Source organism: Psychrosphaera haliotis (assembly GCF_009728465.1).
GTDB lineage: Bacteria > Pseudomonadota > Gammaproteobacteria > Enterobacterales > Alteromonadaceae > Psychrosphaera > Psychrosphaera haliotis.
Window position 1 is genome coordinate 334,345 of record NZ_WOCD01000003.1, and the last position, 16,542, is coordinate 350,886.

Here is a 16,542-nt window from a genome sequence, read left to right on the forward strand (position 1 = left end):
AAAAAATAGACTAGGCGTAAACTGGGAATCTCGCGCATAACGCAACGACTTTTTCTTTCACAGCAGCCAAGCTTTCTTCGCTATCGATATTGTCTAATACATCACAAACTAAGTTTGATAACTCAACCATTTCAGCTTCTTTCATTCCACGACGTGTTACAGCTGGAGTACCTAAACGTAAACCAGATGTAACAAATGGAGAACGCGGGTCATTTGGAACTGAGTTTTTATTCACTGTGATAAAGGCTTTGCTCAATGCAGCATCAGCATCTTTACCAGTAATATCTTTATTGATTAAGTCAACTAAGAATAAATGGTTTTGAGTACCTCCAGAAACAATGTCATAACCACGTTCTTGCATTACAGCACACATTTTTTGTGCATTAAGTAATACTTGAGCCTGGTATTCTTTAAATTCTGGTTGTAGCGCTTCTTTAAACGCAACGGCTTTAGCAGCAATTACGTGACAAAGTGGACCACCTTGACCGCCAGGGAAAACCGCACTGTTTAACTTTTTATAAAGTGCTTCATCGTTAGCACCAGAAATAATTAAACCACCACGAGGGCCCGCAAGTGTTTTATGAGTTGTTGTTGAAACAACATGAGCATGAGGAACTGGGTTTGGATATACACCTGCAGCTACTAAGCCTGCAACGTGAGCCATATCAACAAACAAGTACGCGCCTACTTTGTCAGCTATTTCACGGAATTTAGCCCAATCAACAATACCTGAATATGCAGAAAATCCTGCAATAATCATTTTTGGCTTGTGCTCAGCTGCTAGTTCTTCCACTTGTTTATAGTCAATTTCACCAGTCGCATCATCAAGACCATAAGGTATTGCGTTATATACTTTACCTGAGAAGTTTACGTGTGAACCGTGTGTTAAATGTCCACCGTGCGCCAAGCTCATTCCTAAATAGGTGTCGCCAGGATTAAGTAAGGCTTGAAAAACTGCTGAATTTGCTTGCGAACCTGAATGTGGTTGAACGTTTGCATAAGTAGAACCGAACAATTCGTTAGCTCTATCAATGGCTAGTTGCTCAGTAACATCAACATGCTCACAACCGCCATAATAACGTTTGCCAGGGTAACCTTCGGCATATTTGTTTGTTAACTGTGAACCTTGTGCTTGCATTACACGAGGACTGGTATAGTTTTCAGAAGCGATTAACTCAATGTGGTGTTCTTGACGTTGAGTTTCTTGTTGCATTGATGCCCATAGTTCTGGGTCGAAATCTGCGATATTCATATCACGAGTTAACATTCTTGCACCTCGGTATTGGTTATATAACAAACAAATGAGGCGCTTATAATACGCACTTCTTAGCTAAATGCCTATATCTTAACAATGAGAAATTCTAACTAATTTGCATTACTTTTATGAACTCGATTATTTGACCTCTTTAAAAGTTAAGTTAATAAGGTCTTCATTTCATTTACTAATGTTTGCAAACGTTCTTGTAATGTCATCAATACGTTATTGTTTTCATCATGTGACAGCAGTGTTTGCTCCATTAACTTAGTAAAGTACTCTTCCTGATCTATGGTTAAATCAAGCTTATGAAAACTAAGCCCTATCTGCATTATAATGTCGTCCATTAATGATTGCTTATCTTTGCGAACTTGTTCAACATCCTGATTAATTTGGCTAATTACTAGCGACAACTCTTTATTTAAAGATCTTAATTCTTGTTCCCTCAAAAACCCTATAAACCGAGCTTCAACAGCTTCAATGACAACCGTGATGATATCGATAAAGATGCCATAAGCTTCCTCATCTTCTTTGGGTGGGTCTAATACTAAAATTGAACAGTGCTGATCAGACACCATCAATCTTGTGCCTAAGTTTTTTATCCGCTGTTTATTGTGAGTAAGTTCAAACACTTCTTTTACTATTGGCGAACAAACTGATGAAGCTTGGTCAAAGCAGGTTGAATGCTTATTGTCCTTGAGGTAAAGAGCTGCGTGTAACCCTTGTGATGCTAAAAAGTTAAAAACCGTTTGTGCAATTTCACTTTCAGAGTTGGCATGATTTAGTTGTTTCACCATTTGCAAAGAAGAGCCATAACTCGAAGCTTGAGACATAGTTGTCGTAACTAAGCTTGTTAACTCTTGGCTTTGTGATTGAAGATTATCAATCATGACATCATATTTTAGTAAGGCTTCAACTTTTGTCATGACTTGTACAGGTGAAAACGGTTTTCCGATAAAATCATCAGCGCCATTTTCAAAACATCGAATTATGTTCTCTTGATCTTGGTCGCCAGAGATAAAAATGATCAACGGAGGCTTGCCTTCCGAGTCATTTTTTAACGTTTTACATACTTCTCTGCCGTCGATGTCACCTAGATTCACATCTAACAAAACCAAATCAAAATGATGCTCTTCACACTTACTTAGGGTTTCTTTTCCAGAAAAAGAAGAATGAACATCAAATTTTTTCAATAACGTGTTAACTAGAAGAAGGTTTATCCCCTGATCATCGTCTGCCACCAAAACCTTTTTCTTCTCTGCCATTTCTATAAAGCCTCACCATGTTGGACCAGATACAAAAAGGTTAAGTCATAATTCCACATTGCGCAAAAAACAACCTTGTATTTTATTCATTTAGGTACAAATTGGCCTTATTTAAGCCTCAAATTTCTTGTTCGCCTTTGAGGGTAAAAACTAATTTGCTAAAAGCAGTCTGCTTGCCCTAAAATATTCGTCTAAATAGTTCATAAAAAGAAAATTTTCCGATGGCATTACCTGACAAGTTTATTTTTTCAATGAACCGCGTAAGTAAAGTGGTTCCACCTAAACGTACAATTTTAAAAGACATTTCTCTTAGTTTTTTCCCTGGCGCAAAAATTGGTGTTTTAGGCCTAAACGGCGCGGGTAAATCTACTTTACTTCGCATTATGGCTGGATTAGATACTGAAATTGAAGGCGAAGCTCGCCCAATGGCTGGCATAAAAATTGGTTACCTTCCTCAAGAGCCAGTTTTGGATGCATCAAAAACTGTTCGCGAGATTGTTGAAGAGTCTGTCGCCGATGTTAAAAATGCATTGACTCGATTAGATGAAGTTTATGCTGAATACGCATTAGAAAATGCAGATTTTGACGCTTTAGCAAAAGAACAAGGCGAACTAGAAGCTGTTATTCAATCAAAAGATGGTCACAACCTTGAACATCAATTAGAAATTGCCGCAGATGCACTTAGATTACCGCCTTGGGATGCAAACATCGAACACCTATCAGGTGGTGAACGCCGACGTGTTGCTATTTGCCGCTTGTTGCTAGATAAGCCAGACATGTTACTGCTCGATGAGCCTACCAACCACTTGGATGCTGAGTCTGTTGCTTGGCTTGAGCGCTTCTTACATGAATATGAAGGTACAGTTGTAGCAATTACCCACGATAGATACTTCTTAGATAATGTTGCGGGTTGGATATTAGAACTAGACCGAGGCGAAGGTATTCCTTGGGAAGGTAATTACTCTAGTTGGCTTGAGCAAAAAGATATTCGTTTAGCGCAAGAGCAACGTACTGAAAAGTCTCGCCAAAAGTCTATTCAACAAGAATTGGAGTGGGTTCGTTCAAACCCTAAAGCTCGTCAATCAAAATCAAAAGCTCGTTTAGCTCGATTTGAAGAAATGCAGCAAAATGATTATCAAAAACGTAATGAAACAAATGAATTATACATCCCACCTGGGCCTCGACTAGGTGATAAAGTTATTGAAGTTAAAAACTTGCGTAAGAGCTTTGGCGATCGAGTTTTAATTGATGACTTAAGCTTCACAATGCCAAAAGGCAGTATTGTTGGAATTATTGGTCCTAACGGTGCCGGTAAATCCACGCTATTTAAATTATTAAGTGATGCAGAAAAGCCAGACTCTGGTGATGTTATTGTTGGTGATACTGTGGCTCTATCTTCTGTTGACCAGTTTAGGGACAGCATGGATGACTCTAAAACGGTATACGAAGAGGTTTCTGAAGGTAGCGATATCATTCAAGTGGGCAACTTTGAAGTTCCATCAAGAGCTTACGTAAGTCGCTTTAACTTCAAAGGGTCAGACCAACAAAAACGTATTGGTGACTTATCTGGTGGTGAGCGTAACCGTGTTCACTTAGCTAAATTAGTAAAAGCTGGCGGCAACGTACTGCTGCTCGATGAGCCAACCAACGACTTGGATATTGAAACCCTTCGAGCACTGGAAAACGCTATTTTAGAGTTCCCAGGTAGCGCGATGGTAATTTCGCATGACCGTTGGTTCCTCGATAGAATAGCGACACACATCATTGACTACAGAGATGAAGGCCATATTGAGTTCTTTGAAGGTAACTATACTGAATATGAAGAATGGTTTAAAAAAACATATGGTGCAGCAGCCGCAGAGCCGCACAGAATAAAATACAAACGTCTTAAGTAATTAACTCTTTTTAAAACGTCACATTAAGTGGCGTTTTTTTTACTTTTTTAAACCAGTTACTTTTTAATCACTCACTTCCATGCTATTACTAATACAACAGATAATTGATAGGATGATCAATGGAAAACAAACGCCAATACACTCGTGTTCTTTTTTCAACGCCAGCTGTACTAAAAGTTGACCATAAGGTATTTGATACCAGTATTATTGACCTCTCTTTAAAAGGTGCATTAATCTCTACACCAGACTCATTAGGAGATAATACGGGCGCTGAGGCCACCTTGGAATTTGTCTTAGAAGGTTCAGAGGTTCATATTGATATGCAAGGAAATATAGCGCACTGTGAACCTCAAAGCGTTGGCTTAACTTGGTCTAAGATAGATATTGAGAGCATGACGCATTTGCGCCGCTTGTTAGAACTTAACGTTGGTGACGCTGATTTATTAGAACGCCAATTGGAAAATTTATCAGTTAGTGATTAAGTTTGTGAATGAACGTTAACTTAACCACCAAACTAACAAAAATCTAACAAACGATTTAACAAAATGCTTAATAAGAAATTTGATAAATAAGGTTACATTTAATTAGAGCGTCATTAAAAAACTAAAGATGCTCTAGTGCTTCACTTAACCTTGATATTCCAATCACCTTCATCCCTGAAATAGGCTCTTTCGGCATATTTGCTTTAGGTACTATTGCCTTTTTAAAACCGTGTTTTGCCGCCTCTTTAAGCCTTTCCTGCCCGCTGGGAACCGGTCTTATTTCACCTGCTAACCCTACTTCACCAAAAACAACTAACTCTCTGTCGAGTGGATTGTCTCTGAAGCTCGACACCATGGCCAATAAAAGTGCTAAATCCGCGCTGGTTTCTGTCACCTTTACACCACCAACAACGTTCACAAAAACATCTTGGTCGCCTAACATTAAACCACCATGTCGATGCAATACTGCTAACAACATCGCCAATCGGTTTTGATCTAAACCAACAGCTATACGTCGAGGGTTGCCTAACTGTGAACTATCAACCAATGCCTGTATTTCCACCAATAGCGGCCTTGTTCCTTCCCATAGCACCATAACCGAGCTACCGGCAGAGTCGCCATCGGCTCTATTTAAGAAAATTGCTGAAGGGTTGCTGACCTCTTTTAACCCTTTGTCCGTCATTGCAAAAACACCCAGCTCATTGACTGCGCCAAACCGATTTTTTTGACCACGCATAGTTCGGTAACGACCGTCAGCATCGCCATCCACCATGACGCTAGCGTCAATACAGTGCTCCAATACTTTAGGACCGGCTAATGTGCCATCTTTTGTCACATGGCCAACCATAAATACAGCAATATTATTTTGTTTAGCAAATCGAGTTAGAAACGCCGCTCCTTCTCTGACTTGAGACACACTGCCCGGCGCTGAGCTAATATCTTGAACATGCATAACTTGAATTGAGTCCACTACTATAATTTGTGGCTTCAAGTTCTCTGCATGAGTGCAAATAGCTTCTACGCTGGTTTCAGCCAATACATTTAGTTTATCCGTTGGCAAGCCTAACCGATGGGCGCGCATAGCGACTTGCTGGAGACTTTCTTCACCCGTTACATAAAGTGCCGTCATATGCTCAGATAGGTAACACATAGTTTGCAATAACAATGTACTTTTACCTGCTCCAGGGCTTCCACCAATTAGAATGGCTGAACCAGGAACCACACCACCACCTAACACTCTATCAAACTCCTGATAGCCGGTACTGAACCTTGGTAATTCCTGTAGGTTTATTTTGTCCAGAGTTTGTACCTTATTTTCCACTCTGCCCGCATAACCTTCATAACGAGATGCGCTTTTAGTCGATTTTGGCGCCAACTTGATTTCAGAGATGGTATTCCACTCTTTACACTCACCACATTGCCCTTGCCATCTGGCAAATTCGGCCCCACAATCACTACAAACAAATGCTGTTTTACTTTTCGCCATGTTAACTTCCTACTATACTTGCGTGGCACGTATGTTGCTTAATCTGATAAAAATGACAAATTATAGTCGAGCTGTCTAGTGCTGATAAGTACTAATTGAACTAAATGGATAACTATTACTAAATGACTACTGAGCTTCAAGAATTCAATCACTTAATTGAAGACCTTAAATCAGTTATAAACGAACCTAACTTTGACAAAGAATTTAAGTCAAAGGCTAGTGACGTGCCTAAATCCAAACAGTTCTTAATCAAAATGGAATTAAAGAGATTAGCTCAGCCCACGACTAGGGTAATCGACTTAAGAGGCCATGTTGTTGGCGAACCGAGTCAATTTGAATACCAAGGAAAAATTCATTATTTAGATGAAGTGGCCAAAAATATATTTAAATCTCAAGTAGAAAAATTTGGTCAATATACGGTCGGCTGTTACGAAGAAGTAATGAATGCGGAAAATAATCACCGGGTTTTCTTCATAAAAAAGAGCAACAGGAACGTTTAGAAGAAGCACAACAGCTCAACTCACCTAATGCAGCACCAACACTTAAGCAAAAAGAAACCATTGCCAAACAGCTCATTGGTCATACTGTTGAATTCACACATTATGGCATTCGTGCTGAAGAAAGAATGAATTTTAGCATTGCCATTGAAATTCAGTTTGGCCTAGGTGACGTAGTAAAAGCACAAAGTAGTGATTTATCCGTTGGAGGAATTAAAGTTCGTCTTCCTAAAGCACGAGCTGTAGATATAGATCAGAAGCTTGCGATTTACTTGGTTGGCTTAGAGGAAGAGTTTGAATTAGGCCTAAAGGATGGCATTGAATATCAAGTAGTAGGTATTGATGCTATTAACGAAACACAAAAATATGTGCGCTTAAAAAGAACGTTTAGCGAGGATATTGCAGCTTTTGATGAGTTTTTAGCGAACTTTATAAATGGTAATAAACGACGCTATAAAGTTAATTTTGACAATACGATTGAAGCCGCCACTATTAAAGGTTTTGAACAATACTACTTACCTCGCTTAACATCACTGCCTTTGTATATAAGACACGTTAAAGATAGATACGTGCCTACGATTGCACTGGCTACTGAAAATAACAGAGCAATTTTAGGGTATTTTAGTGATGAAAATAAGAACTTAGTTTTCCAACAAATTTTATCGCAAAAACGCCTACTCACCTTGATATCTCAAGATGCCGAAATAAAACAAACGCTGCTGTTTTGCTTTACTCATGCCAAAGCTGGCCGCCTATACTTTTATTCAGCAACGCTTGAAGAGCTCAATAAAGATGACACGTTAAAACAACAGTTTATTGGTTTTGGTAGCCAAAAGGAAAGTTGGCAGGTGTTTAAACTCCAATTGGCAAAAACGTCATATGATGATGCTCATTTACCATTATCCATACCCGATACAGCAAGCGAAGAAATTAAGAAGTTAAACCGCCCACCTCCACCTCGAGTGCAAGGGTTACTAAAAGATTTGTCCTATATTGTGACATTAACTTCATTAAAAAATGACGCTTCAACTTTGCAGTATCAAGATCAGTACAAATATGAACAGTCGAAGCTAAATTTACTGAAAACGTTTAGCCACGGGAAACTAAGTAAATACATTAACATCGAAGTGGACTCAATTGACTACGTAAATTTACGTTCAGAAGAGCGATACCTATACAAAACGACAGTGAATATTGAACTTGTTGATGATGAGGCCAACTTTATTAAAGGTTCAAGCCGAGATATTTCTAGTTACGGACTTCAAGTGGTTTTAGAAGCCCCATGTGAGTTTAAGAAAGCTGATATTTTGTTGCTAGCGTTGCCTGAACTACAGCGCGTCACAAATAAATACAAATTAGAGAAACTACCTTATGAAGTAATGGCGGTTTCTAAAGATAAACTAACAATGAACTTAAGAGTTTATGACCCTAGAGGTGGCCACCAAGGGCGTCAGTTTTTCTATAAGCTTATTAAGCAAAATGCCGCTAAATTAACACCTGCAAAAATGGAAAGTAAATACCCAGGGCTTTCTAAAGCGCTCCGAAATATCTTTGCTAAAAACAGTAAAAACATGGCGGTTTACTTCAGTAAACATCAAAAGAAAGTAGAAATAAATATGGTAGGAAAAGGACCGCAGCCTAATTTATTTCATCACCTAATGAAACAGTTCCCTGTGGGTAAAGATTCAATAAACCTATACCCGTTGGTAAAAGACAATACGGTCCAAAAAGCGTTTACACCAATCCTTAATGAGTTGGAGCGAACTGACAGACCGAAACAGGTAGATCTGTACATTAGATATCGTCCTAATCAAGCTACAGTGCAACGAAGTTTTGTGTGTTATTTTGGCGACCAATTTTTGGCTCAAGACATGTTAGAAAGCTTTGTTATGGCCGCAGTCAAAAAGGATGTTTTTCTAGCGTTTAGAATATTCGTTTCTAAAACGGGACGTCCCGACATGGACTATGTGAGCAACGAAATTAAATATATAAATCATTACGCGATGCACAAAGCTAAAGAGATTGAAAGCAAGCTATGGAATGTGATTGGCGTGGCTGATGTTATTGATATTTCTGATGAAGTAATGGTAAAAACTGGCATTAATACAGCGACAATTGAAAATCAGCAGATCATAAAAAATGACCTGCTGAATAAGTGGTAGTTAACCCTAAAGCTTTCCGTTACAGGTTAATAACGACTCCCAAATAAGCTTGTCGGCCTGCAACGTTGTAACCAACGGCTGTTGGCTCAGACTTGTCAAACGCATCTTTTATCGAAAGTTTTAATTTTACTTCTTCATTTAGCTGATAATGTAAATTCACATTTGTAGCCATAAATGAATCAAGCTTCGTTATGGAACCATCCCAGCTTGTTTGCTGACGTTCACCGCTGTATTTAAATTCAACTGAACTCGCAAAGCCTTTGTCTGTTTGATAGCTCATTAAATAGCTATACTTTTGTTTTGCTCTTAAAGGCAAACGAGCATTGGTTGATTCATCAATAGCATCTATCCAGGCTGCAGACAGTACATGTGTTAGACCTAAAAACTCGCCATTAACATCTAGCTCATAACCTTTAATATTTGCGTCTTTTACGTTTTGAGGTTGATACACAAAATTGCTATCTGGCGTCCATTCAATTAGGTTTTTGATATCATTATTGAAATAAGTCGCACTAAAAGAGAAATCATCAAAGCTTTGTTCATAACGAATTTCATAATTATTTGAGCGTTCTGATTCTAAAGTATCATTGCCTACAGAAAAGCCGTCAGCAGGCCAATATAAGTCGTTAAAGGTTGGAACTTTAAAGCCCGTACCTTGCATAACGGTAACTATACTTTTAGGCGTAATTTGATAACCTACTGCAATGTTATGCGTAAACTCTGAATCAACTGACTCTATATAGTCATACCTTAGTGAGCTTTCAACAATCCAGTTATTTTCGGAATACATGCCTTGGGCAAATACAGCCGAAAGGTCTCGATGATCAACGTCCAATACTAAGTCACCTTCAACTTCTTCTGTTAAAAGGTCGGTACCTATTGTAAATGAAGCATACTTTGAAATAGTTGTTGTATTCAATGCACTAAGTTGCATACGCTTCGTTATTATTCGCTCACCACTTGGTATAGAACTGCCTTCAACTAATGTCTCTGAGTCGTCTTTTTGATCAGAAAAGCTAAACTCACTAACATTGTCTTCCCAGCGATAAATACCACCGACTTTCATTAGTCTATTTTGAAACTCCGTAGAGTTGGAACCGCCCCACTGTGAATCATACTGATTGTCACCTTGGTCAACATTAAGCTGCCAGGTTAATTTCAATTTTGAGTCAATATTTTGGAAACCATTTAATGCAAACGATTGATAAGAGTAGCCATCTTTATCTGGCTCTACACCAGATAAAACATCAAAGCCTTCACTCTCTTGATGATCCGCTAAAAATGAAGTTTGGCCATCTCCATGCTCTAAAGAAGTTTGAAACTGTATAGATTCAAACCTATCTGTACCTATTTTCATTGCTAATGAGGTGACTGGAGTTGCTTTAGTGAAAATTTGAATTACACCTCCAATCGCTTCTGAACCCCAAAGAGAGGCTCTTGCACCCCTTACAATCTCGATACGTTCAATATTGTTTACTGCCAGTTTTTGAGTATCTGCTAGTCCCAGCGTAGACGAACTAATTCGAACACCATCCACTAACACTAATGTATGGCCAGCGTTGCCGCCACGCAGAAACAAAGACGCGTTTTGTCCTCGACCACCTGTAGAGGATATATCAATTGCAGCATAGCTACTTAAGAGATCCGTTATAGATATAGGCGCGAGTTGCTCAATATCGTCAGCGGTTATGACTATTTGAGAAGATAATGAAGTGTTTAACGAGGCTTCAGTGCGATAACCTGTCGTAGTGATAATTTCTAGCTCTTCTGTTGCTAAACTTTGGTTTGTATTTAGTAAGGTCAACAAAGCGACCGATATGATTGTTTTTTTCATTTGCCTCTGCCTTAGGTGCCCTCCGCACCTAGTTTTGATCCGTAGATCATAAAGATAAAGTTCGCATTAGTTCCGGACTTGCGACAAGCGCATACCGTTGCGGGGGCAGTGTTGGCTTTACCAACTTCCTAAATGCAAACTCAGTTTCCGGTTGGCTTATACAGCAAAAGGTTACAAAAGCCCAGATTTACCTTAGGTTAAGCGCTATTTTGAGGCTACTCGCGCAATTGATTGACACAATAATTGCACTTCATCAATCCATCTTGGTGACCACCTTAAAAGCTTGTCACTGTCAGGCGATACAATAGCTCCATTCATCACGGCATTTAAATGAGTATAGTTTGACCAGTCCATGACCTGCGCAGGTGCTGTTTTAGATACGGGTTGTATAATAATGTCCATTGGCTGAGTGATGATGGATTCTAAAGATACTTGAGGATAGGATTTTAGTGGCGTTGGAAATAGATTTTTAACGCCACATACACTAATCGCTTGGTCAACAATAGTACCTTGAGTTGCTGTCGTTAAAGGATTTGGCCAGACTTCCACAAAACCAATAAGGCTAACACTACTTTTAAATTGAAGTTTAATTGCATCGTACTTTAGTTGTAAGGCGATAGTTAATTCTTTTGCCGCTTGATTCCTACCTATTTGCTGACCTAAACGTTTTATTTCCTTTAACATTTCACTAAAGTTATTAGCTGAAAATTGGAAGACCTTAATGTTTAAATCAATTAATTTTTGTATGCCTTTTTCAGGTGTTCCCCCTTTCCAAACCACTACAATGTCAGGGTTCATTGTTACAATAGCTTCAATGTCTACGTTTAGGTAGTTTGAAACTTGTGGTAAGCGTTGGGCATCTTCAGGGTAAGTAGAGTGTTCGCTTGCTCCCAGTAATTGTGGCCCGGCTCCTAAGGCGTAAATAATTTCCACAACATTAGGGGCTAACCCAATAAGAGTAGGCTTAGTAGAATCTGAAAATGACTCTGCAGATGCGAATGCAGAAAATAGTATTAATAAGCAACTTACGATAAACGTTTTCATTACGACACTCTTCGTTTTAAAATAAGTAAAAAGAATAAGCTTCCACAGGCTGATGTTATTACACCCAGTGGTATTTCCTGATTCGGAATACTCACCCTAGCAATAACATCTACCCAAATTAGAAATACAGCACCAACAACAAAAACCATCGGCAATAACTGACGCATTTTTACAAAACCAAACCATCTAATTATATGAGGGATCATTAGGCCAACAAAACCAATTCCACCACAAAAAGCGACGATGATAGCGGTCATTGCTGAGGTAATTAATAACGCCAGTATCCTAACTAAATCGACGTTAACGCCTAAGCTCTTTGCTTGTTCATCGCCAAGAAGCAACGCATCGATATTATCTCGTAACAACCAAAGAACGATACTTGAGGTAATGACTGTAGTACTAACCCAAGTAACGGATTCTGCATTGGCAAAGGCGACACTGCCCATTAACCAGAATATTATTCGATTTGCCGCCATTGGTTCTGAAACATATAGAAGAAATTGAGAAGCAGCTGCTAGCATAAAAGAAACGGCTACGCCGGTTAATATCAAGGTCTCGGTTTTTTTATAGGCTTTACTTATTGCAACAGACATAACTAAAGTGACCGAGAGTAACGCTCCTAAAAATGCAAAAAGGCTCATTCCTATGGTCCCTAATTGAATATTTAAAACGTTATACAAAATTGCACCTAACCCAGCACCTGACACAATTCCGAATAAGTAGGGATCCGCTAAAGAGTTATTTGTCGAATTTTGCAAAACAGCGCCCGCAACAGCTAGACCTGCTCCAGCAAATAAAGCCAATAGCACTCTAGGTAGCCTAATGTCTTGAACTATCATAGAATTTATTGGGCTGCTGCACTGCTCGGTTAAGCAATACAAAACCTCGCTAAAAGGGATATACACAGATCCTAAGCCTAACGCCAACGTGACAGATATTAACAATAACAACAAAGGCAAAAGTAGCTTTTGTACCTTGTTACTATTTTTAGACTTAGAGCCATCCAAGTTTGAGGCATCGTATTTATTAAATGGGCTAGTCATTGTTGTTGCTCTGCAATGTTAATAGGCTTGCACTGTTAATAGGTTCTGCACTGTTAATAGGTTCTGCACTGTTAATAGGGTCAGATTCGGCTAAGCAAAAATACAAATAAGGTGTCCCCAGCGAAGACTCTTTTACGACCGTTTCTACCTTGTAAGTAGTTGATATTAGTTCAGCGTTTAGAACTTCCTTAGGCTCACCGTACTTCACTACTTCGCCTTCATTTATTAAAATTAAATAATCACAATAGTGACTTGCCATATTTAAGTCGTGAATTGTCATAATGACAGAGCCATCAAACTCTTGCAGGGTCTGCATCAATTCAAGTTGATGTCTAATATCAAGGTGATTAGTAGGTTCATCTAAAAGTAATGTTGTTGCTCCTTGAACAAGTGAGCGGGCTATTAATGCTCTTTGCTGCTCACCACCTGAAAGTGTGTTGAAGGGCTGACTTACTTTATCCAAAAGCTCCATTTTTTCTAACGCGCTCAATACTCTATTTTTATCACTAGAGTTAGAAAATGAAAATAACCCCTGATATGGTAAACGTCCCGCTAGTACGGCGTCGTATACACTGAGATCAAACGTTAGTTCTGGTAGCTGTTCTATAAAAGCAATTTGTTTTGCTTTGTCTTTAAGACCATATTGCAGGATGGGTTGGTCATTAAAATCAACGGTACCTTGGCTTGTTTTGATTTGCCCATGCATTGCTTTTAGTAAACTGGATTTACCTGCACCGTTAGGGCCAATAATGCCAATGATTTTATTGCGCGGTAAACTTAACGATATATTTTTAAGTATATCCTTACTGGCTAGGTTCCAGCACACACCGTTGAGTTTAAAAAGAGGAGTCGTAGGCAAAATAGACTTATCAAACAATTAGTTTTAATTAAGTTTAATAATAACCTACGACCTTAGGTTAGTGCCAATTTAATTAACTGGCACCACGTCTTATCAAAGGGCTATCACTAACAAGCGAACCCTTTTAACTTCTATTAGTTATGTCTGATAACAAAGTTATCGTTTATAACATCAATGGTTACACTATCTTTTGGTTTTATCTCACCAGACAATAACGCTTGCGCTAAAGTGTTTTCAACATGTTGCTGAATAGCTCGTTTTAATGGTCTTGCACCATAAACAGGGTCAAAACCGGCTTTACCAAGCAATGTTAACGCCTCATGCGATACTTCTAACTCAACATCTTGCTCCGCTAAACGCTTTCTCAACCCAATTAATTGGATTTCTGCAATCTGTTGAATCTCTTCATTATTTAATGGATGAAATACCACTGTGTCATCAATACGGTTAATAAACTCTGGTCTAAAGTGCTGCCCAACTACTTCCATCACTAAGGATTTCATGTCATTGTAACTTTGCTCTGAGTTTTGCGCATAGCTCGACTGAATAACATCAGAGCCCAAGTTAGAGGTCATAATAATAACCGTATTTCTAAAATCGACAGTACGACCTTGACCATCGGTTAATCGGCCTTCATCCAAAACCTGCAAAAGAATATTAAACACATCTGGATGCGCCTTTTCTACTTCATCAAGTAATATCACCGAATAAGGCTTTCTTCTAACGGCTTCTGTTAAATAACCGCCCTCTTCATAACCTACATAACCTGGAGGCGCGCCAATGAGTCTTGCCACTGAGTGTTTTTCCATAAACTCAGACATATCGATGCGAACCATATTATCTTCAGAATCAAATAAAAAGTGCGCCAACGCTTTAGTCAATTCGGTTTTACCAACCCCTGTTGGGCCTAAAAACAAAAAGGAACCATTTGGACGATTAGGATCGGCTAAACCGGCTCTTGAGCGTCGAATAGCGTTTGCAACAGCTTCTACTGCTTCGGACTGACCAACAACACGCGTGTGTAACTGGCTTTCCATTTGTAATAATTTATCTCGCTCCGACTCGAGCATTTTATTCACCGGAATACCTGTCCAACGAGATAACACTTCAGCAATTTCAGACTCCGTGACTTTATTACGCAACAATGTCATGTCGTCCATTTCAGCTTGTGATGCAAAATCTAACTGCTTTTCTAACTCTGGAATACGCCCATATTGCAGCTCTGACATTCTTTGCAAGTCACTAGCTCTGCTGGCCACTTCTAAATCTAAACGGGCTTGCTCTAGTTGCTCTTTAATGGTTTGAGTTCCAGACAATGCGGCTTTCTCTGAAAACCAGATCTCTTCTAACTCTTGGTATTTTTTCTCCAATTCCGTGATTTGGTCACGAATCAGCATCAAACGGTTTTTACTCGACTCATCGGTTTCTTTGAGTAGCGCATTGTCTTCAAGTTTAAGCTGAATAATTTTACGCTCTAACTGCTCTAACTCTTCTGGCTTAGAATCAATTTGCATACGGATACTTGAAGCAGCCTCATCAATAAGGTCTATTGCTTTGTCTGGTAATTGGCGGTCGCTGATATAGCGATTTGATAAACTCGCTGCGGCAACAATTGCAGGGTCAGTAATGTCTACTGAATGATGGATCTCATAACGCTCTTTTAAGCCTCGTAAAATCGCAATCGTATCCTCTACATTAGGCTCATCAACTTGAACCTTCTGAAAACGTCGCTCTAAAGCCGCATCTTTTTCAATGTATTGTCGATACTCGTCCAATGTTGTTGCGCCAACACAGTGCAACTCACCACGCGCTAATGCAGGCTTCAACATATTGCTCGCGTCCATCGCACCATCAGATTTACCAGCGCCCACCATAGTGTGAATTTCATCGATAAAGAGAATGACTCTGCCCTCTTCTTTACCAAGCTCATTTAGGACCGACTTCAAACGCTCTTCAAATTCACCACGGTATTTTGCTCCAGCAACCAAAGAACCAAAGTCTAACGACAATACGCGTTTATTTTTCAAGCCTTCAGGCACTTCGCCGTTGATAATACGCTGTGCTAAACCTTCAACAATTGCCGTTTTACCAACGCCAGGCTCACCTATCAGTACAGGATTGTTTTTCGTTCTGCGTTGTAATACTTGGATAGTGCGTCTGATCTCTTGATCTCGTCCGATAACTGGGTCTAACTTGCCTTGTTCCGCCCTAGCAGTGAGGTCAACGGTATATTTTTCTAAGGACTGACGGGTATCTTCCGCATTTTGGTCTTCTACTTTTTGGCCGCCTCGAACCGAGTCGATGGCTTTTTCAACTTTTTCGCGCGTCAAACCTATTAACTTAAATATCTGGTGAATACTTCCGTTCTCATCAAATAAAGCCAATAAAAATACTTCGCTACTTATAAACTTGTCTTTGCGTTTCTGAGTAATTTTGTCTGATATATTTAAAACTGCAGCTGTTGCTCTAGATAATTGCACGTCACCAGCAAAGCCAGTTACCGTTGGAACTTTCTCCAACTCTCTGGACAATTTAGTACGCAACTCTGATACGTTGACACTGGCGTGATTTAAAATTGCTATTACTGAGCTATTTTCTTGGTTGATAAGGGAATGCAATATATGAATAGGTTCAATGTATTGATGATCTCGACCTACTGCTAATGACTGCGCATCTGCAATGGCCTGTTGAAACTTATTCGTTAGTCTATCTAAACGCAT

The 16,542-nt window shown here is 39.3% G+C and carries 12 protein-coding genes; 4 read left to right on the forward strand and 8 right to left on the reverse strand.

The features are described 5' to 3' along the window. Positions 1 to 10: 10 nt before the first annotated feature. On the reverse strand, positions 11 to 1,267 hold the full coding sequence (gene glyA / locus GNP35_RS06400; RefSeq protein ID WP_155695338.1) for a serine hydroxymethyltransferase: 1,257 nt from the start codon (positions 1,265 to 1,267) through the stop codon (positions 11 to 13). A 146-nt stretch (positions 1,268 to 1,413) separates the two neighbouring features. Next, positions 1,414 to 2,520 carry a response regulator gene (locus tag GNP35_RS06405; protein ID WP_155695339.1) on the reverse strand — a complete coding sequence of 369 codons (1,107 nt, stop codon included), beginning with the start codon at positions 2,518 to 2,520 and terminating at the stop codon, positions 1,414 to 1,416. A 221-nt stretch (positions 2,521 to 2,741) separates the two neighbouring features. Here GNP35_RS06405 and ettA point away from each other — a divergent pair, with 221 nt between their 5' ends. Next, positions 2,742 to 4,415, forward strand: a complete 1,674-nt coding sequence (gene ettA / locus GNP35_RS06410) for an energy-dependent translational throttle protein EttA (protein WP_155695340.1) — start codon at positions 2,742 to 2,744, stop codon at positions 4,413 to 4,415. 119 nt (positions 4,416 to 4,534) lie between these two features. After that, a complete protein-coding gene (locus GNP35_RS06415) occupies positions 4,535 to 4,897 on the forward strand; it encodes a PilZ domain-containing protein (RefSeq protein WP_155695341.1) in 363 nt (120 codons plus the stop codon). A gap of 121 nt (positions 4,898 to 5,018) precedes the next feature. Here GNP35_RS06415 and radA read toward each other — a convergent pair whose 3' ends face one another. Beyond that, positions 5,019 to 6,383 (reverse strand): DNA repair protein RadA, encoded by a 1,365-nt coding sequence (radA, locus tag GNP35_RS06420; protein WP_155695342.1) that lies wholly within the window; start codon positions 6,381 to 6,383, stop codon positions 5,019 to 5,021. A gap of 122 nt (positions 6,384 to 6,505) precedes the next feature. Here radA and GNP35_RS06425 point away from each other — a divergent pair, with 122 nt between their 5' ends. Then, positions 6,506 to 6,883 carry a hypothetical protein gene (locus GNP35_RS06425; protein WP_155695343.1) on the forward strand — a complete coding sequence of 126 codons (378 nt, stop codon included), beginning with the start codon at positions 6,506 to 6,508 and terminating at the stop codon, positions 6,881 to 6,883. Positions 6,884 to 6,990: 107 nt separating this feature from the next. Next, positions 6,991 to 9,042 (forward strand): PilZ domain-containing protein, encoded by a 2,052-nt coding sequence (locus GNP35_RS06430; RefSeq protein WP_330997774.1) that lies wholly within the window; start codon positions 6,991 to 6,993, stop codon positions 9,040 to 9,042. 19 nt (positions 9,043 to 9,061) lie between these two features. Here the strand turns inward: GNP35_RS06430 and GNP35_RS06435 are convergent, their stop codons facing one another. The 5 genes from GNP35_RS06435 to clpB form a co-directional block, all read right to left on the reverse strand. Next, a complete protein-coding gene (locus GNP35_RS06435) occupies positions 9,062 to 10,876 on the reverse strand; it encodes a TonB-dependent receptor plug domain-containing protein (RefSeq protein WP_155695345.1) in 1,815 nt (604 codons plus the stop codon). Positions 10,877 to 11,080: 204 nt separating this feature from the next. Beyond that, positions 11,081 to 11,920: a helical backbone metal receptor gene (locus GNP35_RS06440; protein WP_155695346.1), complete on the reverse strand. Its 840-nt coding sequence runs from the start codon at positions 11,918 to 11,920 to the stop codon at positions 11,081 to 11,083. Beyond that, positions 11,920 to 12,963 (reverse strand): FecCD family ABC transporter permease, encoded by a 1,044-nt coding sequence (locus GNP35_RS06445; RefSeq protein WP_155695347.1) that lies wholly within the window; start codon positions 12,961 to 12,963, stop codon positions 11,920 to 11,922. The genes GNP35_RS06440 and GNP35_RS06445 overlap by 1 nt, the downstream gene beginning before the upstream one ends. After that, positions 12,956 to 13,840, reverse strand: coding sequence for an ABC transporter ATP-binding protein (locus tag GNP35_RS06450; RefSeq protein ID WP_155695348.1), 885 nt, complete (start codon positions 13,838 to 13,840; stop codon positions 12,956 to 12,958). Before GNP35_RS06450 ends, GNP35_RS06445 begins: the two co-directional genes overlap by 8 nt. 116 nt (positions 13,841 to 13,956) lie before the next feature. Continuing rightward, positions 13,957 to 16,542, reverse strand: coding sequence for an ATP-dependent chaperone ClpB (gene clpB / locus GNP35_RS06455; protein ID WP_155695349.1), 2,586 nt, complete (start codon positions 16,540 to 16,542; stop codon positions 13,957 to 13,959).